25 protein-coding genes are annotated in these 23,893 nt (G+C 60.8%); 19 read left to right on the top strand and 6 right to left on the bottom strand.

Features of this window, described 5'->3' with window-relative positions; translation table 11 throughout:
- Nucleotides 1-2 precede the first annotated feature (2 nt).
- The 17 genes from ruvB to Q0677_RS09375 all read left to right on the top strand — a co-directional run bounded on the left by ruvB (nucleotide 3) and on the right by Q0677_RS09375 (nucleotide 16,854).
- The gene (gene ruvB, locus Q0677_RS09295; protein WP_298908827.1) at nucleotides 3-1,064 is read left to right on the top strand and encodes a Holliday junction branch migration DNA helicase RuvB; all 1,062 of its coding nucleotides are present in this window, start codon (nucleotides 3-5) and stop codon (nucleotides 1,062-1,064) included.
- Between the two features lie 71 nt (nucleotides 1,065-1,135).
- A complete protein-coding gene (locus tag Q0677_RS09300) occupies nucleotides 1,136-1,795 on the top strand; it encodes a hypothetical protein (protein WP_298909123.1) in 660 nt (219 codons plus the stop codon).
- On the top strand, nucleotides 1,795-2,331 hold the full coding sequence (thpR, locus tag Q0677_RS09305; RefSeq protein ID WP_298908830.1) for an RNA 2',3'-cyclic phosphodiesterase: 537 nt from the start codon (nucleotides 1,795-1,797) through the stop codon (nucleotides 2,329-2,331). Before Q0677_RS09300 ends, thpR begins: the two co-directional genes overlap by 1 nt.
- A gap of 25 nt (nucleotides 2,332-2,356) precedes the next feature.
- Nucleotides 2,357-2,740, top strand: a complete 384-nt coding sequence (gene ybgC / locus Q0677_RS09310) for a tol-pal system-associated acyl-CoA thioesterase (protein ID WP_133487787.1) — start codon at nucleotides 2,357-2,359, stop codon at nucleotides 2,738-2,740.
- A 111-nt stretch (nucleotides 2,741-2,851) separates the two neighbouring features.
- Nucleotides 2,852-3,547, top strand: a complete 696-nt coding sequence (gene tolQ, locus Q0677_RS09315; protein WP_298908833.1) for a protein TolQ — start codon at nucleotides 2,852-2,854, stop codon at nucleotides 3,545-3,547.
- Nucleotide 3,548: 1 nt separating this feature from the next.
- Nucleotides 3,549-4,031 carry an ExbD/TolR family protein gene (locus Q0677_RS09320; protein WP_298908836.1) on the top strand — a complete coding sequence of 161 codons (483 nt, stop codon included), beginning with the start codon at nucleotides 3,549-3,551 and terminating at the stop codon, nucleotides 4,029-4,031.
- 7 nt (nucleotides 4,032-4,038) lie between these two features.
- On the top strand, nucleotides 4,039-5,085 hold the full coding sequence (locus Q0677_RS09325; RefSeq protein WP_298908839.1) for a hypothetical protein: 1,047 nt from the start codon (nucleotides 4,039-4,041) through the stop codon (nucleotides 5,083-5,085).
- Between the two features lie 236 nt (nucleotides 5,086-5,321).
- Nucleotides 5,322-6,596 carry a Tol-Pal system beta propeller repeat protein TolB gene (tolB, locus tag Q0677_RS09330; RefSeq protein WP_298909126.1) on the top strand — a complete coding sequence of 425 codons (1,275 nt, stop codon included), beginning with the start codon at nucleotides 5,322-5,324 and terminating at the stop codon, nucleotides 6,594-6,596.
- Between the two features lie 113 nt (nucleotides 6,597-6,709).
- Nucleotides 6,710-7,213: a peptidoglycan-associated lipoprotein Pal gene (pal, locus tag Q0677_RS09335; protein WP_133487779.1), complete on the top strand. Its 504-nt coding sequence runs from the start codon at nucleotides 6,710-6,712 to the stop codon at nucleotides 7,211-7,213.
- Between the two features lie 27 nt (nucleotides 7,214-7,240).
- Nucleotides 7,241-8,074: a tol-pal system protein YbgF gene (gene ybgF / locus Q0677_RS09340; RefSeq protein WP_298908847.1), complete on the top strand. Its 834-nt coding sequence runs from the start codon at nucleotides 7,241-7,243 to the stop codon at nucleotides 8,072-8,074.
- A complete protein-coding gene (tilS, locus tag Q0677_RS09345) occupies nucleotides 8,071-9,309 on the top strand; it encodes a tRNA lysidine(34) synthetase TilS (protein ID WP_298908850.1) in 1,239 nt (412 codons plus the stop codon). The genes ybgF and tilS overlap by 4 nt, the downstream gene beginning before the upstream one ends.
- A gap of 88 nt (nucleotides 9,310-9,397) precedes the next feature.
- Nucleotides 9,398-11,314, top strand: coding sequence for an ATP-dependent zinc metalloprotease FtsH (gene ftsH, locus Q0677_RS09350; RefSeq protein ID WP_298908853.1), 1,917 nt, complete (start codon nucleotides 9,398-9,400; stop codon nucleotides 11,312-11,314).
- Nucleotides 11,315-11,427: 113 nt separating this feature from the next.
- Nucleotides 11,428-12,015: a sulfurase gene (locus tag Q0677_RS09355; protein WP_298908856.1), complete on the top strand. Its 588-nt coding sequence runs from the start codon at nucleotides 11,428-11,430 to the stop codon at nucleotides 12,013-12,015.
- A gap of 212 nt (nucleotides 12,016-12,227) precedes the next feature.
- On the top strand, nucleotides 12,228-13,904 hold the full coding sequence (locus Q0677_RS09360) for a formate--tetrahydrofolate ligase (protein WP_298908858.1): 1,677 nt from the start codon (nucleotides 12,228-12,230) through the stop codon (nucleotides 13,902-13,904).
- A 76-nt stretch (nucleotides 13,905-13,980) separates the two neighbouring features.
- Nucleotides 13,981-14,874, top strand: coding sequence for a bifunctional 5,10-methylenetetrahydrofolate dehydrogenase/5,10-methenyltetrahydrofolate cyclohydrolase (locus Q0677_RS09365; protein ID WP_163036745.1), 894 nt, complete (start codon nucleotides 13,981-13,983; stop codon nucleotides 14,872-14,874).
- A gap of 17 nt (nucleotides 14,875-14,891) precedes the next feature.
- Nucleotides 14,892-15,782 (top strand): bifunctional methylenetetrahydrofolate dehydrogenase/methenyltetrahydrofolate cyclohydrolase FolD, encoded by an 891-nt coding sequence (gene folD / locus Q0677_RS09370; RefSeq protein WP_298562803.1) that lies wholly within the window; start codon nucleotides 14,892-14,894, stop codon nucleotides 15,780-15,782.
- 382 nt (nucleotides 15,783-16,164) lie between these two features.
- Nucleotides 16,165-16,854 (top strand): c-type cytochrome, encoded by a 690-nt coding sequence (locus Q0677_RS09375; RefSeq protein ID WP_298908862.1) that lies wholly within the window; start codon nucleotides 16,165-16,167, stop codon nucleotides 16,852-16,854.
- Nucleotides 16,855-16,974: 120 nt separating this feature from the next.
- Here Q0677_RS09375 and Q0677_RS09380 read toward each other — a convergent pair whose 3' ends face one another.
- The 6 genes from Q0677_RS09380 to Q0677_RS09405 are packed head-to-tail and all read right to left on the bottom strand — an operon-like array spanning nucleotide 16,975 to nucleotide 22,248.
- Entirely contained in the window at nucleotides 16,975-17,517 is a 543-nt protein-coding gene (locus tag Q0677_RS09380) for a DUF3833 domain-containing protein (protein WP_298908864.1), read from the bottom strand.
- Nucleotides 17,518-17,544: 27 nt separating this feature from the next.
- On the bottom strand, nucleotides 17,545-18,099 hold the full coding sequence (locus Q0677_RS09385; protein WP_298908866.1) for a DUF3833 domain-containing protein: 555 nt from the start codon (nucleotides 18,097-18,099) through the stop codon (nucleotides 17,545-17,547).
- A complete protein-coding gene (locus Q0677_RS09390; protein ID WP_298908871.1) occupies nucleotides 18,096-19,322 on the bottom strand; it encodes an MFS transporter in 1,227 nt (408 codons plus the stop codon). Before Q0677_RS09390 ends, Q0677_RS09385 begins: the two co-directional genes overlap by 4 nt.
- Complete coding sequence (locus tag Q0677_RS09395) at nucleotides 19,322-19,816, bottom strand: hypothetical protein (protein WP_298908874.1); 495 nt, start codon at nucleotides 19,814-19,816, stop codon at nucleotides 19,322-19,324. Before Q0677_RS09395 ends, Q0677_RS09390 begins: the two co-directional genes overlap by 1 nt.
- On the bottom strand, nucleotides 19,809-20,966 hold the full coding sequence (locus Q0677_RS09400) for a cyclopropane-fatty-acyl-phospholipid synthase family protein (RefSeq protein ID WP_298908877.1): 1,158 nt from the start codon (nucleotides 20,964-20,966) through the stop codon (nucleotides 19,809-19,811). Before Q0677_RS09400 ends, Q0677_RS09395 begins: the two co-directional genes overlap by 8 nt.
- Nucleotides 20,905-22,248 (bottom strand): FAD-dependent oxidoreductase, encoded by a 1,344-nt coding sequence (locus Q0677_RS09405; protein ID WP_298908880.1) that lies wholly within the window; start codon nucleotides 22,246-22,248, stop codon nucleotides 20,905-20,907. The genes Q0677_RS09400 and Q0677_RS09405 overlap by 62 nt, the downstream gene beginning before the upstream one ends.
- Before the next feature lie 125 nt (nucleotides 22,249-22,373).
- Between Q0677_RS09405 and Q0677_RS09410 the strand changes: the two genes are divergently transcribed.
- Both Q0677_RS09410 and Q0677_RS09415 read left to right on the top strand, forming a co-directional pair.
- Nucleotides 22,374-23,138, top strand: coding sequence for a DUF1365 domain-containing protein (locus Q0677_RS09410; RefSeq protein ID WP_298908883.1), 765 nt, complete (start codon nucleotides 22,374-22,376; stop codon nucleotides 23,136-23,138).
- A complete protein-coding gene (locus Q0677_RS09415) occupies nucleotides 23,135-23,860 on the top strand; it encodes an SDR family NAD(P)-dependent oxidoreductase (protein WP_298908886.1) in 726 nt (241 codons plus the stop codon). The genes Q0677_RS09410 and Q0677_RS09415 overlap by 4 nt, the downstream gene beginning before the upstream one ends.
- The last annotated feature ends 33 nt before the right edge of the window (nucleotides 23,861-23,893 follow it).

Here is a 23,893-nt window from a genome sequence, read left to right on the forward strand (position 1 = left end):
ACATGTCGATCTCGGACCCTGCATACAGCCCGGACCCCACCCTACGTCCCGCACCGACGCCGGAAGAACGCGCCGAGGTGGACCGCGCACTGCGCCCCCAAGCGCTTGGCGATTTCATCGGTCAGGCCGAGGCCCGCGCCAACCTGCGCGTCTTCATCGAAAGCGCGCGCCGCCGGAACGAGGCGATGGACCATGTACTGTTCCACGGCCCGCCCGGTCTGGGCAAAACCACGCTGGCGCAAATCATGGCGCGCGAGCTTGGGGTGAATTTCCGTATGACCTCGGGGCCTGTGCTGGCCAAGGCGGGGGACCTTGCGGCGATCCTGACCAATCTGGAAGCCAATGACGTTCTGTTCATTGACGAGATTCACCGCCTGAACCCGGTCGTGGAAGAAGTGCTCTATCCCGCGATGGAGGATTTCGAGCTGGATCTGGTGATTGGCGAAGGTCCCGCCGCGCGGACCGTGCGGATTGAGCTTCAACCCTTTACGCTGGTCGGCGCGACCACCCGTCTGGGGTTGCTGACGACCCCGCTGCGCGACCGTTTCGGGATCCCGACACGCCTGCAATTCTATACGGTCGACGAGTTGCACGAGATTGTCTCGCGCAATGCTGTCAAACTGGGCGCCCCCGCAGACGAAGACGGCGCGCGCGAGATTGCCAAACGTGCCCGCGGCACGCCCCGGATCGCGGGCCGCCTGCTGCGCCGTGTGGTGGATTTCGCTGTGGTCGAAGGCGACGGACGTATCACGCGCGACATTGCCGACAATGCTCTGACCCGGTTGGGCGTCGACAATCTGGGCCTTGATGGAGCGGACCGGCGCTATATGGGACTGATGGCAGAACACTACGGTGGTGGCCCGGTGGGGATCGAGACGCTGTCGGCAGCGCTGTCCGAAAGCCGCGATGCGCTGGAAGAGGTGATCGAGCCTTACCTGTTGCAGCAAGGACTGATCCAACGCACCCCGCGTGGGCGGATGTTGGGGCAAAAGGCTTGGCGGCATTTGGGGCTGGACGCGCCGGAACCTGCGCAGAAAGCCCAAGGGCAGCTCTTCGACGGTTAAGTCTTGCATGCACGCACAGCCTGCGCGAAACAGCCCCCAGCAAGGAGACTGCCATGACCGACACCCCTCAGATGCCCCAGATGATGACCCCCGAAGACGTCACCGCGCATTTCACGCGGCCTGATGGCAGCTTTACTTTCGCGCGTTGGGGCCGCCCCATCGTGCCCGTGGTGTTCGGGGTCGAGGAAGAAACGCTGGAGATCGTCAAAGGCGCGATCGAGGCTGTGGCCGTCGTCGCCGGTCACAAAATGGCCGAGACCGATCCCGAGCTTGGCGCGAACTTGATGGTCTTCTTCTTCCGCGATTGGGACGAGCTTCTGGGCGTGCCGAACCTTGAGAAAATGGTGCCGGATCTGGCCCCCTTGGTGGCGCGCCTGAAAGCCGCCGGAGCCAGCCAGTATCGTGCCTTCCGTTTCGACGATGACGGCGCCATTCAGGCCTGTTTTAGCTTCGTCTGCATGTCGGGCGAGATGGCGAAACAGCCCGCCGAAAGCATCGCGCTGGCGCAGGCCGTGCAAGCGGTGATCCTGTGGGGCGAGGGCGCGTTTGGGGCGAAAAGCCCCTTGGCGTTACTGCCCGACGGGCAAACGATCTTGCGCCCGGAAATCGCGGCCTTGATCAAAGCTGCCTATGACCCCGTGCTGCCGGTTTGTGCAGATGATGCATCGCACGCACTGCGCTTGTTCGCACGGATGCAGGTCGCAGTGCCGGATGGCGAAACGCAGCATTGATGCGGAGTTTCCTTGCTCTTCCCTTGCCGGATGATCTGGCTGACGATTTGGAGCGCTTCGCCGCGCGTTTGAAGATCGGGCGCCCGCAGCCCTTTGAAAATCTGCACATCACGCTGGCGTTCCTTGAAGATCAGCCCCACGAGGCGCTGCAGGATCTGCACGAGGTTTTGGGGGCCACTCCGCTATTCGCCGTCACCGCCGAATTCTCGGGGCTGGAACCTTTGGGCGGCAAGGTGCCCTCGGTGCTGGGCCTGATGGCGTCGGGTGTGGATGTGCTGCAAAAACACGTCCTGTCCTGTGTGCGTCAGGCCGGAATCACGCTACCGCATCGCCGGTTTCGCGCCCATGTGACATTGGCGCGATTGCCGCGTAAACCCTTGCCGGATGATATGACGGCGCTGGGGCATGTATTGCAAACCCACGGCGCGATCCGCTTTCCAGATGCACAGCTGGACACTCTGTCTCTGTACCGCTCAGAACTGCGCCCCGAGGGCGCGCGATACGAGGTCTTGGCGGATTATCCTTTGACGTCCTAAAGTGGGCAAAAATCACGAGGCCCCCATGCACCAGTTTCCCATCCGCGTTTACTATGAAGACACCGACATGGCCGGGATTGTCTATTATGCCAACTATCTGCGCTATATCGAACGGGCGCGGTCGGATTGGGTGCGCGAAATCGGGATTGATCAGAACGCGATGCGCGACGAGGGGTTGGTCTTCGCTGTGCGCCGGGTCGAGGCAGATTACATCGCGCCTGCTAAATTTGACGATGAGTTACAGGTTGAAACATCTGTTGAGCAGGTGACCGCCGCGCGTCTGGTACTGGCGCAGGTGGTCAAACGCGGCGAACAGCCTTTGTTTCAGGCGGTTGTGACCATTGTATGCGTCGCGGATACAGGCGCACCGGCCCGCCTTCCGGCAAATATTCGCCGGTTGGTGCACTGAATTTACAGCAAAACCTGCCGATGACGCGGTTTTGATAGCCATCTGCCTTTCCATAAGTTAATCTTCGTGCAGAAAAGCGGCCCAAAGAGGCGGCGGTACAGAGGCAGAGTTATGGAAACGGAAGCGCTTTCGGCAGCGGCGGAGATTGATTTCTCCTTCTTGGGCCTATTCCTACGTGCAACTTTTACAGTGAAGCTGGTGATGCTTCTGCTGATCGTTGCGTCGGTCTGGTCATGGGCCATCATCATCACAAAATTCATGGCGTTTCGGCAGTCCCGTGACGAAGCAGACGTGTTCGACCGCAAGTTCTGGTCGGGCGAACCGCTGGACGAATTGTTCGACCAGATCGGCCCCAGCCCCTCGGGTTCGGCGGAAAAGGTTTTCGCGGCGGGGATGCTGGAATGGCGTCGCTCGCATCGGGCAGATGGCGGGTTGATCGCCAACGCGCAATCGCGGATTGATCGCTCGATGGATGTGGCTATCGCCAAAGAAGGCGAAGAGCTGAACAAGGGGCTGAGCTTTTTGGCCACGGTCGCCTCGACCGCGCCGTTTGTGGGTCTGTTCGGCACCGTCTGGGGCATCATGAACGCCTTCATCGAGATCGCACAGCAACAGAACACCAACCTGGCCGTTGTGGCCCCCGGCATCGCCGAGGCGCTGCTGGCGACCGGTCTGGGCCTTCTAGCTGCGATCCCGGCGGCGGTCTTTTACAACAAGCTGAGCGTGGACAGCGACAACATCCTTGCAGGCTACGAAGCCTTCGCGGACGAGTTCGCCACCATCCTCAGCCGTCAGTTGGACAGTTAAGATGGGCGCGAATGTGCAAGCCAGCGGGGGTGCCGATCGGCGCGCCCGTCGTGGGCGTCGTCGTGGCAAGCATCGCCGGGTGATGGCCGAGATCAACGTGACACCCTTCGTTGACGTCATGCTGGTGCTGCTGATCATCTTCATGGTGGCCGCGCCCTTGTCGGTGGTCGGCGTGCCGGTCGAGCTGTCGCAGACGGCAGCCAAGTCGCTTGAAGCACCTGAAGAAGAACCGCTTGCCATCACCATCAACGCTGATGGGCAGGTCTTCCTGCAAACCACTGAAATCGCACGTGACGATCTGATCCCGCGCCTGCGCGCCATCGCCGCTGAACGTGTGGATGACAAGATCTTCCTGCGCATCGACGGTCAGGTCGAATGGGACACGACGGCCCAGATCATGGGCGCGTTGAACGCTGCTGGCTTTTCCAAGATCGGCTTCGTGACCGAAGGTGGTGGCCCGACGCTGACCGGGCAGGGGAACTGAGGCAGAGATGCGCAAGGGGCTGTATATCTCGACAGCCGCTCATGGGGTTCTGATCCTGTGGGTGCTTTTCGGCGGGGTCTTCAAGTGGGACCGCGACGATGAGCTTGTGTCGGTGTCTGATGTCTCGTTCATATCAGAGGATGAATTTGCCGCGCTGAGCGCCCCGAAAGGCGAGGCCAATGCGCCCGAAGAAAGCCCGGCGCCCGCGCCGCGCCCTGAGCCGACGCCCGAGCCAGAGCCTCTGCCCGTGCCGGAACCTGAACCCACCCCAGAACCGGCGCCCGAGCCTGAACCGGAACCCGAGCCCGTGCCGGTAGAAGAACCTGCCGATGTCACCGAAGTCGCGCCGCCCGAAGCCGCCCCTCGTGTGGCCCCCGAGGCTGCACCGGAACCCGAAACGCCGGTCGAAGAAGCGCCAGAGCCGGTCGAGGCCGTGACGCCCGAGCCGACCCCAGAAGCCGCCCCCGCGCCGGAAGAAGTCACCCCCGCCGCGCCGCCCGAGGCCACGACCGAGATCGTGACCGAAGCGGAAGTGCCTGCGGCGGACCCCTCTGCCGCGCCCGCAACCTCGCTGCGTCCGAAAACGCGCCCAACCCGCCCGCGTCCGCAGGTGGCACAGCCGGAAACGCCTGCTGAGGCGCCTCCTGCCGCCGATGCAAACGCCGTGGCGAATGCAGTCGCCAACGAGGTGGCGGGTGGTACGCAAGACGCGCCCGCGCAGGATATCCCGCTTGGCCCGCCGCTGACACGAGGTGAAAAAGACGGGCTGCGGGTCGCCGTCAGCCAGTGCTGGAACCTCGGGTCGTCTTCGACCGATGCGCTGTCCACGACCGTGGTCGTGCTGGTCACGATGAGCCGCGAGGGCAAGCCTGAAGGGATCAAACTAGACAGCTGGGACGGCCCCAACCAAGCCGCTGCGAACACCGCCTTCCAAGCCGCCCGCCGCGCCATCATCCGCTGCGGCGCGCGTGGCTTTGACCTGCCTGCCGAAAAATACGGCCAGTGGCGCGAGATCGAAATGACCTTCAATCCCGACAAGATGAGGATCAAGTGATGCACATGCGCCTCTCCATCCCACCTAAAGTGGTGCAAATGAACCGTTTCGCGCCAGTTTCCGCCGATTTTTCCCCTGTCGTTGAAGGGGGTGCTGAATTTATGCCTAAGCTAAGCAAAACAAAAAGGGGCAGTCGCGCAATGAAAAGGACATCCGAGCAGATGAAACGTGGTCTGAAGAAAGTCTCGTGCCTGATGGCCGCTTGTGCGGTACTCGCAGCAGGGGCGCTGACCCCCATGGCCGCGACCGCACAATCAAGCGGTCCCTTGCGGATCGAGATCACCGATGGCGTCATCGAGCCCTTGCCCTTCGCGATCCCCGATTTCGTCGCGGAAGATGGCGGTGCATCCGATTTCGCCCGCTCGATTTCGCGCGTGATTGCGGCGGATTTGGCCAGCACCGGGCTGTTTCGCGAAATTCCGCAGGATGCGTTCATCTCGGGCATCTCCAACTTCTCAAGCCCTGTGGCCTATGCCGACTGGAAGGCGATCAACGCGCAGGCGCTGATCACCGGCGCGGTCAGCAGCTCGGGCGACAGCATCAACGTCAAATTCCGCGTGTTCGACGTGTTCTCGGGGCAGCCGCTGGGCGAAGGTTTGCAGTTCTCGGGCGGGGCAGGCGGCTGGCGTCGCATGGCGCACAAGGTTGCAGATATTGTCTATAGCCGGATCACCGGCGAGAGCGGATATTTCGACAGCCGCGTGGTGTTTGTGGCTGAAAGCGGCCCGAAAAATGCCCGTCGCAAGCGCTTGGCGATCATGGATTATGATGGCGCGAATGTGCAGTACCTGACCGACAGTTCGGCGTTGGTGCTGGCGCCGCGGTTCTCGCCGCAAGGGGATCGGGTGCTGTATACCAGCTATGAAACCGGCTTCCCGCAGGTTTACGTTCTGGATGTAGCGACCGTTGGCCGCCGTGTGCTGTCCAGCCAAGAGGGCACCATGACCTTCGCGCCGCGCTTTTCGCCGGATGGCCGCACGGTTGTGTATTCGCTGTCGGCAGGGGGCAACACGGACCTGTACACGATGGACATTGCCAGCGGGCAAGCGCGTCGTCTGACCCAAGCCCCCTCGATCGAGACCGCGCCCAGCTTTTCGCCGGATGGCTCGAAGATTGTCTTTGAAAGTGACCGTTCGGGCAGCCAGCAGCTTTATGTCATGCCCGCCACGGGCGGCGAGGCGACGCGGATCAGCTTTGGTCAAGGGCGCTATGGCACCCCCGTTTGGTCGCCGCGTGGCGATCTGATCGCTTTCACCAAGCAAAACGCGGGCCGTTTCCACATTGGCGTGATGCGCACCGACGGGTCCGAGGAACGTCTTCTGACGGCGTCCTTCCTGGATGAAGGTCCGACCTGGTCTCCTAATGGCCGTGTGATCATGTTCACCCGCGAGAGCCAGGGCGCGTCGGGCGAAGCGTCGCTCTATTCGGTGGACATTACAGGCCGTAACCTGCGCCGGGTCTTGACCGAAGGGGCCGCGTCCGATCCTGCGTGGTCGCCCTTGCTGAACTAAACTAATACGGGCGCTGAATGCGCTTTGTTTTCAAACCGCCGGTGAAATGCTAGACTTCCGGCAAGAATATGAAAGAGCATGCCCACAAAGGGCAAAATGATACAGGAAAGACCATGAAACATATTGCGATGACTGCGCTGTTCGTGGGCGCTTTGGCCGTGTCGGCCTGTTCGAACGACCGCTTTGGAAATGGCCGCTTCGGCGGTGGTTCGGGCGACTTCGTGGCAGGCAGCCCGTCCGACCCGCGCTCGCCCGCCTATTTCAACCAGACCATCGGGGACCGCGTTCTGTTCGCCGTTGACCAGTCGACGCTCAGCCCGGAAGCTGTTCAAGTGTTGACCCAGCAGGCCACGTGGCTGATGGAAAACACCAGCTATACCGCCGTGATCGAAGGTCACGCGGATGAACAAGGCACGCGTGAATACAACCTTGCTTTGGGCGCGCGCCGCGCTTCGGCCGTGCAGAACTTCCTGATTGATCGCGGTGTCGCGCCGAACCGTCTGCAGACCGTCAGCTATGGTAAGGAACGCCCGCTTGAGATCTGCTCGGACGAGCTGTGCTATTCCAAGAACCGCCGCGCCGTGACCGTGCTGGCTGCGGGTGCAATCACCAGCTGATCCAACAGGACGAAAAGGGGCTGAGATATGGTGGCGAGATCTTTGAAAGTACTGTTGCTGGGCGCTGTTCTGGCGGGTGCGCCTGCTTTGGCGTCTGCGCAGGACCGGGCCCAGTCCTTGGCGGATATCCGGCAGGAACTGACCGTGCTCTATGTCGAGATCCAGAAGCTGAAGACCGAGCTGTCGACCACCGGGGGTGCAAATGTGACCACCGGTGTGGGCAGCCTGTCTCAGCGTATGGCGGCCATCGAGGGCGAACTGTCGCGCCTGACTTCGAAGACCGAACAGTTGGAGTTTCGCATCAACTCGATCGTGAAAGACGGCACCAACCGCATTGGCGATCTGGAGTTCCGTTTGGTTGAACTTGAGGGCGGAGATATTTCCCAATTGGGTGAGACCTCGACCCTTGGGGGCGGGGTGGCACCGGAAGGGCCGGTGACGGCGCCTATCGCGCCCACGTCCCCGGCGACCGAGCTTGCCGTGGGCGAGCAGCAGGACTTTGACGCTGCTGGTGGGGCGCTGGAAGCGGGTGACTTCGCGCAGGCTGCAACACTCTACACCCAGTTTATCGAGAACTATCCGGGAAGCCCGCTGACATCAGAAGCGCATTTCCAGCGCGGCGAGGCGCTGACCGGAACAGGCGACGTGAAGAACGCCGCACGTGCCTATCTGAACGCCTTCTCGGGCGCGCCCAACAGCGACCGCGCGCCAGATGCGCTCTATCGTTTGGGTTTCTCTCTGGGTGAGCTTGGGCAGGTAAATGAAGCCTGTGCAACGCTGGCAGAAGTGGGCAAGCGTTTCCCCGGCGCGCCAGCGGTGGCCGATGCGCAAGCCGCGCGTCAGGCGCTGAGCTGTCCGTGACGCCCGCGCAGACATTCGAAATTGCCTTGGACCGGGCCCGCCAGCGCGGGCCCGTTTCGCGTCTTGGGCTGGCGGTGTCTGGCGGCAGCGATAGCATGGCGATGATGATCTTGGCGGCCGACTGGGCCAAGGGGACCGGGGCTAAGCTGCAGGTGGCCACGGTGGACCATGGGTTGCGACCTGAAGCAGCCGCGGAGGCCAGCTGGGTCGCCGCGCGCTGTGCCGAGCTTGGGCTGCCCCATGACACGCTGACATGGGCGGGGGCACCTAGCGGGAACGTCCAAAACGCGGCGCGCACGGCCCGTTATGACCTGCTGGGCAAATGGGCGCGGGATTTGGATCTGGACGCCGTGGCTGTGGCCCATACTGCCGATGATCAGGCCGAAACTTTCGTAATGCGTCTGGCGCGCGGCTCGGGCGTGGATGGGCTGTCTGCAATGCAAGATGACTGGGTGGCACAAGGTGGGCGTTGGTTGCGCCCGGTACTTGCTGCGGATCGTGAAGGCTTGCGGCAGGTTCTGACCGACCGTGGGGTGGGGTGGATTGACGACCCTTCGAACACCGATACCCGCTTTGAGCGTGTTCGGGTACGTAAGGCGATGGAGGATCTGGCGCAGCTTGGCTTGGATCGCGACCGGCTGGTCGGCACAGCTTATCGCATGGCCGAGGCGCGCAGTGCTTTGACACAGGCGGCAGTCGATGCCGCGGAAGCCTGCGCCCAAGTCGTGCTGGGGGACGTTGTTTTCGATGCCGCAGCCTATACGGTGCTCGCCACCGAAACCCGCCATCGCCTACTGGCTGCGGCAATCCGTTTTGTCTCGGGCGCGGCTTATCGTCCGCGCTATGACGCGCTGAAAGAGGTTGAGGCGCAAGTGCTGGACGGAGCGCGCCGAACCTTGTCAGGCTGCACGCTGGACCTGAAAGCCGGGCAGATCACGATTGGGCGCGAGCTGAATGCCGTTCGCTCTGAAACCGCATATCCCAGCGCGGTTTGGGACGGGCGCTGGCGGCTGACGGGGCCCGCAAATACACAAGTGCGCGCCTTGGGCGAGGCGATTTCGGATTGCCCCAACTGGCGTGAAACCAGCCAGCCCCGCAGCCGTCTGATGACCACACCCGCGCTGTTTGACGGCGATCAACTGATGGCTGCGCCCGCTGCTGGTTTTTTGTGCGATGGCGCCGCGCTGACCGGGCCAAGCAAAGCCGATTTCCTAAAGGCGATTTTATCGCATTGAACCTCGGCCAATCATCCCTATTTTAAGAACACGGCGTTAAGCGTTCCGCTTGGCGTCCCGTCGCTATGGCATCTAAAGGAGATCCCCCTTGGGCAACGCGAGAAATTTCGCCTTCTGGATTGTGCTCTTCGTGCTCATCCTGGCCTTGTTCAACCTGTTCTCGAACGGTCAGTCTGGGCTTGCATCGTCTCAGGCAACTTATTCGGAGTTTATCGCCGCCGTTCAGGGCGACAATGTAAAGTCCGTCACTATTGATGGCGAAAAGCTGATCTATCAGGCTGGCGACGGCAAGATTTATCAAACCATCGCGCCGCGTGATGCGGAAGTCACGCAGTTCCTGATCGCCGAGGGCGTCGAGGTGACCGCCGAAGCGCAGCAGCAATCGGGCTTCATGAGCCTTGTAACGCTGCTTTTGCCGGTGGCTCTGCTGATCGGCTTCTGGTTCTTCATGATGAACCGGATGCAAGGTCGCGGGGGCGGCGGGGCCATGGGCTTTGGCAAGTCGAAAGCCAAGATGCTGACCGAACGCGAAGGCCGTGTGACCTTTGACGATGTGGCCGGTATTGATGAAGCCAAGGAAGAGCTGGAAGAGATCGTGGAATTCCTGCGCAACCCGCAGAAATTTAGCCGCCTTGGTGGCCAGATCCCCAAAGGTGCACTGCTTGTTGGCCCTCCGGGGACCGGTAAAACACTTCTGGCCCGTGCGATTGCAGGCGAAGCTGGCGTGCCCTTCTTCACCATTTCGGGTTCTGACTTTGTCGAGATGTTCGTGGGTGTGGGTGCATCCCGTGTCCGTGACATGTTCGAGCAGGCCAAGAAAAACGCGCCCTGCATCGTTTTCATTGACGAGATCGACGCCGTGGGCCGTTCGCGTGGCGCAGGCTATGGCGGCGGTAACGATGAACGTGAACAAACGCTCAACCAGCTGCTGGTTGAGATGGACGGCTTTGAAGCCAATGAAGGCGTCATCATTCTGGCCGCGACCAACCGTCGTGACGTTCTGGACCCGGCTCTGCTGCGTCCCGGCCGTTTCGACCGTCAGGTCACTGTGCCGAATCCCGACATCAAAGGCCGCGAAAAAATTCTGGGCGTCCATGCTCGCAAAGTGCCGCTGGGCCCCGACGCCGACATGCGCATCATCGCGCGTGGTACGCCAGGCTTCTCGGGCGCCGATCTGGCGAACCTTGTGAACGAGGCTGCGCTGATGGCTGCCCGCGTGGGCCGTCGGTTCGTGACCATGGAAGATTTCGAGAACGCGAAAGACAAGGTCATGATGGGGGCCGAGCGCCGCTCGATGGTCTTGACCGACGATCAGAAGGAAAAGACCGCCTATCACGAGGCGGGTCACGCCGTGGTTGGCCTGAAGCTGCCGCAATGTGATCCGGTCTATAAGGCGACCATCATTCCGCGCGGTGGTGCTTTGGGGATGGTCGTGTCCTTGCCGGAAATCGACCGCCTGAACTGGCACAAGTCGGAATGCGAAGAAAAGCTGGCCATGACGATGGCGGGCAAGGCGGCCGAGATCATCAAGTATGGCGAAGACAATGTCTCGAATGGTCCGGCTGGGGATATACAGCAGGCATCCGGTCTGGCGCGCGCGATGGTGATGCGCTGGGGGATGTCCGACAAGGTCGGCAACATCGACTATGCCGAAGCGCATGAGGGATATCAGGGCAACACCGCAGGCTTCTCGGTCTCGGCGCATACCAAAGAGCTGATCGAGGAAGAGGTCAAAGGCTTCATCCAGAACGGCTATGAGACTGCGTTCAAGATCTTGGAAGAGCACAAGCAGGAATGGGAAAACCTGGCGCAGGGTCTTCTGGAATACGAAACCCTGACCGGTCCGGAAATCGAGCGCGTGATGAAGGGTGAACCGCCCCACGCGTCTGACGATGACGAGTCGCCGGATGAGGGCAGCGCACCGTCGGTCGCCGCGATCCCGAAAACCAAACCGCGCAAGAAATCGTCTGACGATGGCGGGATGGAACCGGAACCCACCGCATAAAACACAAAAACCCCAGAGCGACGCTCTGGGGTTTTTCTTTCAGGTCGACTCAAGCTGTGAATTGCTGTTCGTCGTGTGACCGGGCAGGGTGTTCGATAACGACAGGAGTTCCCATGCCCGCCTTGGTCCCCACCGACTATATTGCAACGATCACGTGGCTTGGAGTCACGCTGGATCGTGATGCCACCCTGCGCAGCGAAGCGCGAGATATGGTTGATGTGACCTATGACGGGTTTGTCGGCGAAGCGCGTTCAGGGCTGATGCGCGCGTCTTGTCCCCGGGTGACGAACCAATACCCGCAGGGGACCGAGATCCGAAACACGCGGCAGATCTCGATTCTGTCAGTCGAAGAGCTGGCCGAAGTCGCGAAGACGTTGGATCTGGATGCACTTGACCCAGCGTGGCTTGGCGCATCCCTGATTGTTGAAGGTATTCCCGACTTTACCCATGTGCCCCCGTCATCGCGCCTTTTGTCGGAAAACGGCACCTGCCTTGTGATCGACATGGAAAACCGCCCCTGCAACATCACAGGTCGCGAGGTCGAGCGCGCCATGCCCGGGCATGGTATCGGTTACAAGCAAGCAGCGCGTGGAAAGCGGGGGGTGACGGCGTGGGTTGAGCACGCAGGCGCCTTGAAAATTGGGGATCAGTTACGCCTGTTCGTGCCGGATCAACCGGCTTGGAAGCCAACGCAAGGCTGACCGTAACAAATGCAAAGATCTTCGTGCTGTTTCGGAACCTTCGTTGCGGATCAGAAACGTCGCGTCAATGATCCGACGAAATCGGCGGCAAACATGTCGGATTTCAGCCTGTGAGTCGGTTTTAGGATCGTTATGCAGAGATAGATATTTGGCTGCAGCGCTAACAGGGATGCAGCTGCCTTGAACATGCTCTCGTTTCTGAAGGATCTGCCATGAGCTATAAATCTGACATCGAAATCGCCCGCGAAGCGAAAAAACGCCCGATTCAGGAAATCGGCGATAAGCTGGGCATTCCGACCGAGCACCTGCTGCCCTATGGCCACGACAAGGCCAAAGTCAGCCAGGAGTTCATCAACTCGGTCCAGTCCAAAGAGGACGGCAAGCTGATCCTGGTGACTGCGATCAACCCGACCCCCGCTGGTGAAGGTAAAACCACCACCACCGTAGGCCTAGGCGATGGTCTGAACCGCATCGGCAAGAACGCCATGGTCTGCATCCGCGAAGCATCGCTGGGTCCGAACTTCGGTATGAAGGGTGGTGCTGCTGGTGGCGGTTACGCTCAGGTTGTTCCGATGGAAGAGATGAACCTGCACTTCACCGGTGACTTCCACGCCATCACCTCGGCGCACTCGCTGCTGTCGGCCATGATCGATAACCACATCTACTGGGGTAACGAGCTGGAAATCGACGAGCGTCGCGTGGCTTGGCGCCGCGTGGTCGACATGAACGACCGTGCTCTGCGTGACATCGTGTGCTCGCTGGGCGGCGTTGCCAACGGCTTCCCGCGTCAGACCGGTTACGACATCACCGTGGCTTCGGAAGTCATGGCGATCCTGTGCCTGGCCAACGATCTGCAGGATCTGCAGAAGCGTCTGGGCGACATCATCGTGGCCTACACCCGCGAGCGTAAAGCCATCTACTGCCGTGACATCGGTGCAGACGGCGCCATGACCGTTCTGCTGAAAGACGCCATGCAGCCGAACCTTGTGCAGACGCTGGAAAACAACCCGGCCTTCGTACATGGCGGCCCGTTCGCCAACATCGCACACGGCTGTAACTCGGTCATCGCAACCAAAACCGCGCTGAAACTGGCCGACTATGTTGTGACCGAAGCTGGCTTTGGTGCTGACCTTGGCGCCGAGAAGTTCATGAACATCAAGTGCCGCAAGGCTGGTCTGGCTCCGTCGGTTGTTGTTCTGGTTGCCACTGTGCGCGCCATGAAGATGAACGGCGGCGTTGCCAAGGCTGATCTGGGCGCTGAAAACGTGGAAGCCGTTCAGGCTGGTTGTGATAACCTTGGACGTCACATCGAGAACCTGAAGGGCTTTGGTGTCCCGGTTGTGGTTGCGATCAACCACTTCGTCAACGACACCGACGCCGAGGTTGCCGCGGTGAAAGACTACGTGGACGGCCACGGTGCCGAAGCCATCGTATCGCGTCACTGGGAACTGGGTTCGGAAGGCTCGGCTGATCTGGCTACCCGCGTTGCTGAAATCGCCGACGCAGACGTTGCCGCATTCGCTCCGATCTATCCGGACGAAATGCCGCTGTTCGAGAAAATCGAGACCATCGCCAAGCGCATCTACCGCGCTGACGAGGTTCTGGCGGACAAGAAAATCCGCAACCAGTTGAAAGACTGGGAAGACGCTGGTTACGGCAATCTGCCGGTCTGTATGGCGAAAACGCAATACAGCTTCTCGACCGACCCGAACCTGCGCGGTGCACCCACCGGCCACTCGGTTCCGGTACGCGAGGTTCGCCTGTCGGCTGGCGCCGGTTTCATCGTCGTTGTCTGCGGCGAGATCATGACCATGCCGGGCCTGCCGCGCAAACCTGCGGCGCTGTCCATCGGCCTGAACGCCGACGGCGAAATCGAAGGCCTGTTCTAAACAGGACCATGAAGGGCGGGGATACCCCGCCCTTCGCTTTTAAGTCCCCCAAAACCCCGCAAAGAAGGAATGGGCCATGATTGGCAACACTGCCACTCTGATCGACGGCAAGGCCATTGCCGCGGACATGCGCAAGGACGTGGCCGCCCGCGCAGCCGAGCTATCTGACAAGGGCTGGTCGCCCAAGCTTGTCTCGCTGTCCGTCGGTGATGTCGCCGCAGCCGAGCTGTACGTCCGCAACCAACAGAAATCGGCGGAAAGCGCCGGGGTCGAGTTCGAGGCGCGCAACTATCCCGCCGAAACCTCGCTTGAGCAGCTGACCGGCATCATCCAAGGTCTGAACGCCGACCCGCGCGTCAACGGGATTATCATTCAGCGTCCGCTGCCGGACCACATTCCGGTGAAAACCCTGCAAAAGCTGGTTCACCCGCTGAAGGATGTGGAAGGCATGCACCCCGCGTCCATCGGCAACATCGTTTATAACGATCTGGCGCTTGGTCCCTGTACCGCCGTGGCGGCTGTCGAAATCCTGAAAACGCTGCCCTTGGATATGGAAGGGCTGAACGTCACCGTAATCGGCCACTCGGAAATCGTCGGCAAGCCCATCGCCTTCCTGCTGATGGGTCTGGGCGCGACGGTCACCGTATGTCACCACATGACCCGCTCGGTCGCGATGCATAGTCGCGCGGCGGACGCGGTCTTCGTCGCCGTGGGCAAGCCCGGTCTGGTGACCGGCGAGATGTTGAAACCCGGCTGCGCGGTGATCGACATCGGCATCAACCGCGTTGACGGCAAGACCGTGGGCGACGCGGATTTCGAAAGCTGCAGCCAAGTTGCCGGCTGGATCACCCCCGTTCCCGGCGGCGTCGGCCCCGTGACGGTTGCGACCCTCATGTCCAACGCGGTATTGGCAACTGAAATGCAGATGAATCACTATCGTGACGCCTATGCGCGTTCCGAATTCGACTGATTGGTAAGGAGAGCGTGATGACGGCTCAGATCATTGATGGCAAGGCGTTTGCCGCAACTGTCCGCGAGAAAGTCGCGGGTCACGTGACCCGCTTGAAAGAAGAAAACGGCATCACACCGGGGCTGGCCGTGGTGCTGGTGGGCGAAGATCCCGCCTCGCAGGTCTATGTCCGTTCGAAGGGCAAGCAGACCGTCGAAGTGGGCATGAACAGCTACGAACACAAGCTGGACGCCGACACTTCGGAAGAGGATCTGCTGGCGCTGATCGACAAGCTGAACAACGACCCCGCCGTGCATGGCATTCTGGTCCAGCTGCCGCTGCCCGGTCACCTGAACGAAGACCTTGTGATCAACTCGATCGACCCGGCCAAGGACGTGGACGGCTTCCACATCTCGAACGTGGGCCTTCTGGGCACAGGTCAGAAGTCGATGGTGCCTTGCACCCCGCTGGGCTGCCTGATGATGCTGCGCGACCACCACGGGTCTCTGTCGGGGCTGAACGCGGTTGTCATTGGCCGCTCGAACATCGTGGGCAAGCCGATGGCACAACTGCTGCTGGGCGACAGCTGCACCGTCACCATCGCGCATAGCCGCACCAAAGACCTGCCCGAGGTCGTGCGCAAAGCTGACATCGTGGTTGCCGCCGTGGGTCGCCCCGAAATGGTGCCCGGAGACTGGATCCGCGAAGGCGCCACCGTGATCGACGTGGGCATCAACCGGATCGAGCGTGACGGCAAGAACAAGCTGGTCGGCGACGTGGATTTTGAAAGCGCCTCGAAAGTGGCAGGCGCGATCACCCCGGTCCCCGGCGGCGTCGGCCCGATGACCATTGCCTGCCTTCTGGCCAACACCCTAACCGCCTGCTGCCGCGCCAACGGCTTGGCCGAGCCGGATGGGCTGACGGCGTAAGACTTGCGCTTAAGAGAATTGAAGCGGCGTCAGGGGAACTTGGCGCCGTTTTCTGTTTTAAACGGCAAGATGCGTGACAACAGAGGCGGTGCTTCTACGCAAACGAATGTGTTCGCACCCGGTTTTGAGAATTCAGCGAAATATAGTAGAGTATCAAATCAGCTCTTCAGAGACGTACTGATAGGAGCGCTATTAAAATAAGGGAATACAATCACTTAGAATTTGGGGGATAATTATGAATAGAATTCTATTCGCTTTTTCAGTTGCGACATTTCCATTTTACGCCATGGCCGAACCAAGTGTGGAGCGCGGTGAATACCTCGTTCGCGGACCTGCGGCGTGTGGCAATTGTCATACTCCGCAAGGTCCAAACGGGCCTGACATGTCGAATGAACTTGGCGGAATGATGGTCGAAAAAAGCGACATGATGGAAGCTTGGGCCGTGAACATTACACCCGGCAGCCGCGTCGCGGATTGGAGTGACGAAGAGCTTGCCCGCGCAATCCGCGAAGGTATTCGCCCTGACGGCTCTGTGATCGGCCCACCAATGCCGATTGGCCTTTATCGTGGATTAGGTGATGACGATCTAATGTCGATTGTGGCATTCCTGCGAACCATACCTGCCAGCGACAATCAAACGCCTGCTTCCACTTACAATTTCCCACTTCCGCCAGCCTATGGCCCACCGGTTGAAACTGTTTCCGCGCCTCCCCGTGGTGCGACTGTAGAATATGGTGCCTATCTTGCTGGGCCGGTCGCGCATTGTACCGAGTGCCACACAACTTTCGGACCACAAGGCCCGATGTTTGACACCCATCTTGGCGCCGGAGGCTTCGAGTTTCATGGGCCATGGGGGGTATCCGTCGCGCCCAACATAACCAGCCACGAAGATGGTTTGGCCGGGTATTCCGATGACGATCTGAAAACCATGATCACTTCGGGAAAACGTCCAAACGGAAGACAAATGTTGCCACCGATGGGGTATGGATACTACGCCATGTTTACGCCCGAGGACATTGAGGCAGTGGTAATGTATTTGCGAACCATCCCACCGCTGCCTGATCCTGAATAGCCGTCCAGAAAGCGATTGGCTCAGTAAGCCAAATCCACGCTGTGCACATAGCTCTCGGTCAACCGGGTCTCGCGGGCACGATTGACCTTGCGCTGTGTGTGCACGGCGCGCAAGAGCTGCTTACTTTTTCTCAAACACGATGATCGCTTCACCAATGCGCACTCCGTATCGCGAGACGTAGGCGCGATTAAGCACGCGGTCATCACTCAGCATCCACATCCAATCATCGAAATCGACACGCATCGTGCCCTTTCTGACCGGCAGATCAATGCGATAGGCCCAATTGAAGGTGTCGCCATTCTCGCGACCCGTTGCGATGCCTATGACCCCAGGGGCGGTGCCTTGCCATGTGTCCTCGCCGGTCTTTTCAAGCGTCCAGATGCGCTGCTCGGTTTCCCCGTCGTCATAGGTGAAATCTTCGACCAAGGTCAGTGTCTGACCATCCCAGTCGCCTGTGATTTCCACATCGAACCGGCGTTGCACCGTCCCAAACAGGTCTTGAAACTGACCGCGGGCAACGGAATTCCCTTCAAAGAACTCCTCAAGATTAAGCTCGCGATCCGACAGCGGATGATCCTGTAGATCCGGTCGTCCTGCGCAGGCGGACAAGGTCACAGCTGCCACGGCCAGCACTGCGAATATGCGTTTCTTTCCGGTTAGCATGGTCTTGTCCTCCTGCTTCGCTAGGGATCAACGGGTTGGATCGGGCCGCATGGTGGCCACAAGTTCAGCCACCTTGATGCCGAACTTGCGCATTTCCGAACGGTTCAGGATCACGCCGCTTTCGGTCATGTAAAGCCAGTCGGTCACGCTGAGCGTATGGCCCCCGGCCTCGGCGGGCAGGACGATGTCATAGGTCATCTTGATCGTCGACCCGGACACCGTGCCTTGGGCTGTGCCGACGATGTCATCGGCGGTGGCGGTGAAGGTGTTGTTGTCGCCCAAGGTCAGGAACCATTTGCGCGCTTGCGTGCGGCCGTTGGAATAGGTGAAGTCCTCGGTCAGGGTACCGGTGTTGCCCTCCCACTGGCCGACCATGCGGGCGGTGAAGCTGTTGGTGACGCGACCGGTGGGGCCATAGATCAGGCCCTCGGACAGGATTTCGCCGGACAGGTGTTCGGTCAGCGAAAAGGCGGGGCCGGTGTCGGCATAGTCCTCGGGCGCCTGCGCCTTGAAGCTGAAGAACATGTGGCGGGTCAAGGTGGCCACAACGAATAGGGCAAGGATGGCTGTGACGAGTTTCATTGGGTTTGGTCCTCTGTAGGCAGCGCAAGCACCATGGCCAGAGCGCCGAGTTTCAGAATGCAGGGGATGATGGCGTACGAGATATTCAGCGCGGCAAGAGCGTCTGCGCTGTTGGTGCCGCCGGGGGTAAAGCCGTTTCGTTCCAGCAGCGGCAAGGTCGCGAAGGCCGCCAGCGCAAGGCCGAGCTTTCCGGCAAATGACCAGATGCCAAAAGCCAGCGAGGGTTTCAGCCCCGCCCGTGTCAGCACGACCGAGAACATGGCGGGCAGGATCACCATGTCCGCGCCAAGGGCAGCCCCAGAGGCCACGCAGATGATGGCGAACCCGATCAGGTTTCCGGGCGCCAGAAACGCCGCGCCGATAAAGCCCAGAATGGCCAGTGGCATGGCGATCAGCAGTGTGCGTTTCGGGCCGACGGCATGGGCGATGCGGGTCCAGAGCGGCACGCTGACCCCGGCGCTGAGGAAGAACAGGATCAAAAGCGGTCCGGCCCGATCAGGAAGCTGCAGGCGGTCCTCGACAAAGAACAGAAACAGCGTCGATGTAATCGCGACAGGCAAGCTGTTGACCAAGGCCAGCGCAAGCAGTTTCAGCGCGCCCGCTTGACCAAGACCTTGAAAGCTCAGGCGGTCGCCGGGAAGGGGCGTGCGGCGCCAGATTGGAAGGGTCAGAAGCGCGGTGGCGACGGCCAGCACGCCAAGAAATACGCCAAAGCTGGGATAGCCCTGCGCGCGGGCGCCCATTGCGGCCAGAAGCGCCGGGGCCATTGCCGCAAGGATCACGCCGCCCAGCATGCCGACCTCTCGGTACGCGGCCAGCGTCATCAGAGCGCGCGGGGTTGGGCTGTCTGCCAATGTCGCGCTGCGGCCATACAGCAGGATCATCCCAAGGCTGTAGGCGGAGAACAGCAGGATCAGGATCAGGACGAGGTCTATCGTGACACTCGGACCGGGGGCAAGGGAGAAGAGCAGGGGGAAGCCCACCGCAAGGCCAAGCGCGGCGGTCACGGCAAAGACGCTTTGCGCGCGCGGCCAGCGGTCGATGGCCCAGCCGATCAGCGGGTCTTGGACAAGGTCAACCAGACGGATCGCCAGCAGAATTGCCCCCACCGCCCCAAGCCCCAGCCCAAGGTTCACCGAGGCAAACCGGGGCAGGTGGATATAAAGCGGGATGCCAGCGGCAGCCAACATCAGGGCATAGAGGCTGACACGCGGATAGGTCATCAGTCGCTCCGCAGTAGGCTGGTGAAACGGCGCGAGCGTGTGTTCTCGCCCAGAAAGATCCCCATAAAGCGGGCCTTGATCTGGGGATGCGACAGGGTGCAGGTCCGGGTGTCATTGCGCCAGAAGGTCAACGTGTTGGGACCATCCGAGACTGCGGTATAACGGTCGCCTTTGCGCACATCGAAGAAACACTGATTCAGCTGTGCGCGCACGGGCAGGGTGCCGCCGGTGCGCGCGAATTCTCGCATGGTGCCTTCCACAAGGTCATAAGCGGTCAAGTTGCGCAGATAGGTCAGTTCCAGCGCGAAGTCCTTGTTCCAGTCAAGGCGCGCACCCGACGCAGTGAACAGCCGCGCCTTGTAGAGCGGAAAGCCAAGGAACCGCAGCGTGGCTTCCCCGCGCAGTTCGGCATCCGGCAGGGCCGAGCTGACGGGGGACGCCTTAGCGGCGTGGCCCACCATGATCAGCAGGCAAAGAAGCACGGGCCTAAGCATGGGCCAGCTCCACTTGCACAACATTTGTGTGGCCCACGGCGAAGGATGCCGCGCAGATCTCGAGGTAATATTGCCAGTTGCGGAAGAACGCCTCGCCATAGCCCAGCTCGGTGATCTTGTGTTTGCGTGCGACCAGACGTTCGGACCAAATGCGGCAGGTCTTGGCATAGTCTTGACCAAAGGCGTGGTTGTCGTTGACCTTCAGGCCCGCGCGCCCCGCTTGATCCGCGATCACTGCGTCAGACAGCAACATGCCCCCCGGAAAGACGTATTGGCGGATATAGTCCGAGGACGTCTTGTAGGTGTCAAAGAACGCGTCCTGCACGGTGATGGCCTGCAACAGCACACGACCGCCTTCGGCCAGCTTATTTTTCAGAACCGAGAAATAGCTGGGCCAATAGCGCGCCCCCACAGCTTCGATCATCTCGATCGAGACGATGTTGTCATATTGGCCTTCGATGTCGCGGTAGTCGCGCAGTTGAATATCCGCACGACCGTCAAGGCGGCTGTCGGCGTAGTTGTGTTGATTGCGCGAGATGGTCACGCCGGTCACGTCACGGCCTGCATCGGCGGCAGCCTCGGCAAATCCCCCCCAGCCGCAGCCAATTTCCAGCGTCCGCGCCCCACTGTTGAGCCGCGACAGCGCCCGGTCATTCTTGTTCTTCTGTGCGCGCCCAAGGTCGTTATCGCCCCTGTCGAAAATACCCGACGAATAGGTCATCCCTTCGTCCAGCCACAGCGCGTAGAACTCGTTCCCCACATCGTAATGCGAGCGGATATTCTTGCGCGATCCGCGACGCGAGTTGGCGCGCAGGATCGTATCGACCAGACGGAATTTCGCCTGATTGAAGGGGCTGGCCTTATCGAACGCGCCCAGTTGGTCGCGGTTGCGCATCGCGAGCGCCACAAGGCCCTCGATCGAGGGCGTATCCCACAAACCCTGCACATAGGCTTCGCCAAGCCCGACCTGACCATGCGCGGCCAGAGCGGACACGGCAGACCAGTCGCGGATCACCATCTCGGCTTCGGGGCCGGATGTGCCGAACTGAAAGCGTTCGCCTTCCGGGGTGCGCAGGGTCAGCTGGCCGTCATGCAGACGCGCGCAGGTCGACAGGAATTGTGACTTCAGTTTCTTGTCCGCAAATCGCATGGGGCTCTCCTTTGGTGGTGCGGCGGTTGTTCAGGGCGCGTACGATGCGCATGGCGCTGGCGATGCCGTCTTCGTGGAACCCGTGACGGTTCCAGGCGCCGGCAAACCAGGTGTTGTTGTTGCCTTGCATGGCGCGGATGTCTTGCTGCGCCTTCAACGCGGCGCGGTCAAAGACGGGATGGGCAAATTCCACCTCGTCATAGATCGCGTCGGCGGGGATCTCGGTCGACGGGTTCAGGGTCACGAACAGCGGATCGTCTTCCGGGATGTTTTGCAGGCGGTTCATCCAATAGGTGACGCCGATGGCCCCATTCTGCGAGCGATAGGCCCAGCTGGACCAGCAGTCGCGACGGCGAGGCATCTGGGCGGGATCGCAATGCAGGACGGCTTTGTTGGGCTGGTAACGGATGCTGCCAAGGGCGGCGGCTTCGTCTGGGCGGGCGTCGTTGCCCAGAATGGCTAGGGCCTGATCCGAATGGCAGGACAGGATGAGTTCGTCAAAGGACTGCGCCGGAGCGCCTTCTGCCACAAGGCTGACCCCAAAGGCGCTGCGCGTCACGCTCTCCACCGGGGTGCCGGTGCGCAAGGTGACCCCGCGCGCGATTAGGGCCGCTTCAAGCCTGCGGACATATTCGATGCTGCCGCCTTTGACGGTCCACCACTGATGCTCGCCTGTACCGGCGAGAAGCGCGTGGTTGCGGAAGAAGCGGACCAGAGACTTCGCGGGGAATTCGTCGACCTCGGCCACAGGGGTCGACCAGATCGCACCGCACATGGGCATTAAGTAGTCGTCGCGAAACGTCCGGCTTAGGCCCAGCTCGTCCACCAGATCCCCGATGGTTTTGTCGTCGTCAGTCGCGGCGGCCTCGGCACGTTTTCCGAAACGCAGGATGTCGGCGATCATGCGATAATAGCGGGGGCGCAAGAGGTTGCTTTTCTGCGCAGTGATGGCGCGCAGAGTGTTCAGACCGTATTCCAGACGCCCATTGTCGATGCTGGCCCCAAAGCTCATCTCGCTTTTGATGACGGGGACATCAAGCTCGCGAAATAGCTGGGTCAGGAACGGGTAGGTGGCGTAGTTGAAGACAATGAAGCCTGTGTCGACCGGCTGATCGCCGTTCTTGCCCGCCATGACGGTGCGGGCGTGCCCGCCCAGACGCGGGGCGGCTTCATACAGGGTCACGTCGTGGTAGGGGGACAGATAGTACGCGGCAGACAGGCCCGAAATGCCACCCCCGACGATTGCAATTCTCTTTCGCTGTCCCTGTGTTTGATCGAACATGCCAACCCCTTTTTCGCGTTTATTATGCAGGGATTACGGCTGGGGTACGGGGCTGGATCACAAAAAACGCAATGTTTGCAAAATAATATGATCCGACGTGCGTCCGCGCGCGTAGGATAAGTACCATGATCAGTCATATCCAAGCCAAAACCCATCACGCCCGTAGAGGATCATTGAAGAACGCCTTCACCTATGGAGTGGACTTTGTTCTGACGGATCTGTCCGACACGGACACACCGTGGCTTCTGTCGCGCAACCGCTGGAACCTCTGGTCAATCTGGGATCGCCGCCATGGCGGACCGCGGGATGATGGGCGCGGTGTCGCGTGGTTTCGCGAGGTGCTAAAGGAGCGTGGATTTGATCCCGAAGGGGCCGAGCTGCTGCTTCTGACCCAGCCCAGCTTTCTGTGGTTCCATTTCAACCCGGTCAGCTTCTGGGTCGCGCTGGTGGATGGCACGCCGCGCGCCTTCGTGGCCGAGGTCAACAGCACCTTTGGGCAGCGCCATTGCTATGTCTGCGCGCATGAAGATTTCCGGCCGATCGACGCGAAGGATCGTCTGATGGCGCGCAAGCTGATGCATGTGTCGCCCTTCCAGAAAATCGAGGGGCAATATCACTTTAATTTCGGCCTGACCGTGGACGCGGTGAACATCCGGATCGACTATCGGAACGGAGATCAAGGCGTGTTGGCAACCCTTGCCGGGAAGCGCAAGAGGGCAACCAGCGGATCGTTGCTGTGGGCCGCAGTGCGCCGTCCGTTTGGGGCGGCGCGGGTCGTGGCGCTGATCCACTGGCAGGCGGCCATCCTCTATCTGAAACGCGCGCCGTTTCTGAAGAAACAACCGCCCGCAGAACAACTTGTGTCTGATGGGGGAGCGCTGAAAAAATGACCCACTTCTCAGGCAAAACCTACTGGCTTGTTGGCGCAAGCGAGGGGTTGGGGCGTGCTTTGGCCCAGCAACTCAGCGATCAAGGCGCGCATCTGATCCTCTCGGCCCGCAATGCGGACCGGTTGGAAAGCCTGTGCGAGGGCCTGCCGAACGCACGCGCCTTGCCGCTGGATGTCACAGATCTGACCGCCGTACGCGCCGCCGCGCTGCAGGTCGGGACGATTGATGGCGTGATCTACAATGCGGGCGCCTATGTGCCGATGCGCGCGACCGAGTGGGACAGCGCCGCTGCTTTGACCATGTGTGACGTGAATTTCACCGGCGCGATGCGGGTTCTGGGCGAAGTCGTTCCGGACTTCGTCGCGCGCGGCGCGGGTGACATCACCCTCGTGGGATCGCTTGCGGGTTATCGCGGCCTGCCCGCTGCCATCGGTTATGGCGCCAGCAAAGCGGCCCTCGTCAGTCTGGCAGAAACCATGCGCTTTGATCTGAAAGACACGGGCGTGACGGTCCGTCTGGTCAATCCCGGTTTCATCGAGACGCGCCTGACTGCGAAGAACGACTTCAAGATGCCGATGCTGATGAAGGCCGAGGATGCCGCAACCCGCGTGTTGCGTGCCATGACCAAACGGCGTTTCCGCACCGATTTTCCCGCTCCGTTTTCATGGTTTATGCGACTGTTGGCCTATCTTCCGGACATTCTGGTCTATCGCGGAAAGTAAAATGGACGCCTTGAGAACAAGGCGCCCGAAGCT

Source organism: uncultured Aliiroseovarius sp. (genome assembly GCF_947492455.1).
Lineage (GTDB): Bacteria > Pseudomonadota > Alphaproteobacteria > Rhodobacterales > Rhodobacteraceae > Aliiroseovarius.

Bases quoted from the DNA above. Each gene is read 5' to 3' on its own strand.
- ruvB (WP_298908827.1), top strand. From the start codon at position 3: ATGTCGATCTCGGACCCTGCATACAGCCCGGACCCCACCCTACGTCCC.
- Q0677_RS09300 (WP_298909123.1), top strand. From the start codon at position 1,136: ATGCCCCAGATGATGACCCCCGAAGACGTCACCGCGCATTTCACGCGG.
- thpR (WP_298908830.1), top strand. From the start codon at position 1,795: ATGCGGAGTTTCCTTGCTCTTCCCTTGCCGGATGATCTGGCTGACGAT.
- ybgC (WP_133487787.1), top strand. From the start codon at position 2,357: ATGCACCAGTTTCCCATCCGCGTTTACTATGAAGACACCGACATGGCC.
- tolQ (WP_298908833.1), top strand. From the start codon at position 2,852: ATGGAAACGGAAGCGCTTTCGGCAGCGGCGGAGATTGATTTCTCCTTC.
- Q0677_RS09320 (WP_298908836.1), top strand. From the start codon at position 3,549: ATGGGCGCGAATGTGCAAGCCAGCGGGGGTGCCGATCGGCGCGCCCGT.
- Q0677_RS09325 (WP_298908839.1), top strand. From the start codon at position 4,039: ATGCGCAAGGGGCTGTATATCTCGACAGCCGCTCATGGGGTTCTGATC.
- tolB (WP_298909126.1), top strand. From the start codon at position 5,322: ATGGCCGCGACCGCACAATCAAGCGGTCCCTTGCGGATCGAGATCACC.
- pal (WP_133487779.1), top strand. From the start codon at position 6,710: ATGAAACATATTGCGATGACTGCGCTGTTCGTGGGCGCTTTGGCCGTG.
- ybgF (WP_298908847.1), top strand. From the start codon at position 7,241: ATGGTGGCGAGATCTTTGAAAGTACTGTTGCTGGGCGCTGTTCTGGCG.
- Q0677_RS09355 (WP_298908856.1), top strand. From the start codon at position 11,428: ATGCCCGCCTTGGTCCCCACCGACTATATTGCAACGATCACGTGGCTT.
- Q0677_RS09360 (WP_298908858.1), top strand. From the start codon at position 12,228: ATGAGCTATAAATCTGACATCGAAATCGCCCGCGAAGCGAAAAAACGC.
- Q0677_RS09365 (WP_163036745.1), top strand. From the start codon at position 13,981: ATGATTGGCAACACTGCCACTCTGATCGACGGCAAGGCCATTGCCGCG.
- folD (WP_298562803.1), top strand. From the start codon at position 14,892: ATGACGGCTCAGATCATTGATGGCAAGGCGTTTGCCGCAACTGTCCGC.
- Q0677_RS09375 (WP_298908862.1), top strand. From the start codon at position 16,165: ATGTCGAATGAACTTGGCGGAATGATGGTCGAAAAAAGCGACATGATG.
- Q0677_RS09380 (WP_298908864.1), bottom strand. From the start codon at position 17,517: ATGCTAACCGGAAAGAAACGCATATTCGCAGTGCTGGCCGTGGCAGCT.
- Q0677_RS09385 (WP_298908866.1), bottom strand. From the start codon at position 18,099: ATGAAACTCGTCACAGCCATCCTTGCCCTATTCGTTGTGGCCACCTTG.
- Q0677_RS09390 (WP_298908871.1), bottom strand. From the start codon at position 19,322: ATGACCTATCCGCGTGTCAGCCTCTATGCCCTGATGTTGGCTGCCGCT.
- Q0677_RS09395 (WP_298908874.1), bottom strand. From the start codon at position 19,816: ATGCTTAGGCCCGTGCTTCTTTGCCTGCTGATCATGGTGGGCCACGCC.
- Q0677_RS09400 (WP_298908877.1), bottom strand. From the start codon at position 20,966: ATGCGATTTGCGGACAAGAAACTGAAGTCACAATTCCTGTCGACCTGC.
- Q0677_RS09405 (WP_298908880.1), bottom strand. From the start codon at position 22,248: ATGTTCGATCAAACACAGGGACAGCGAAAGAGAATTGCAATCGTCGGG.
- Q0677_RS09410 (WP_298908883.1), top strand. From the start codon at position 22,374: ATGATCAGTCATATCCAAGCCAAAACCCATCACGCCCGTAGAGGATCA.
- Q0677_RS09415 (WP_298908886.1), top strand. From the start codon at position 23,135: ATGACCCACTTCTCAGGCAAAACCTACTGGCTTGTTGGCGCAAGCGAG.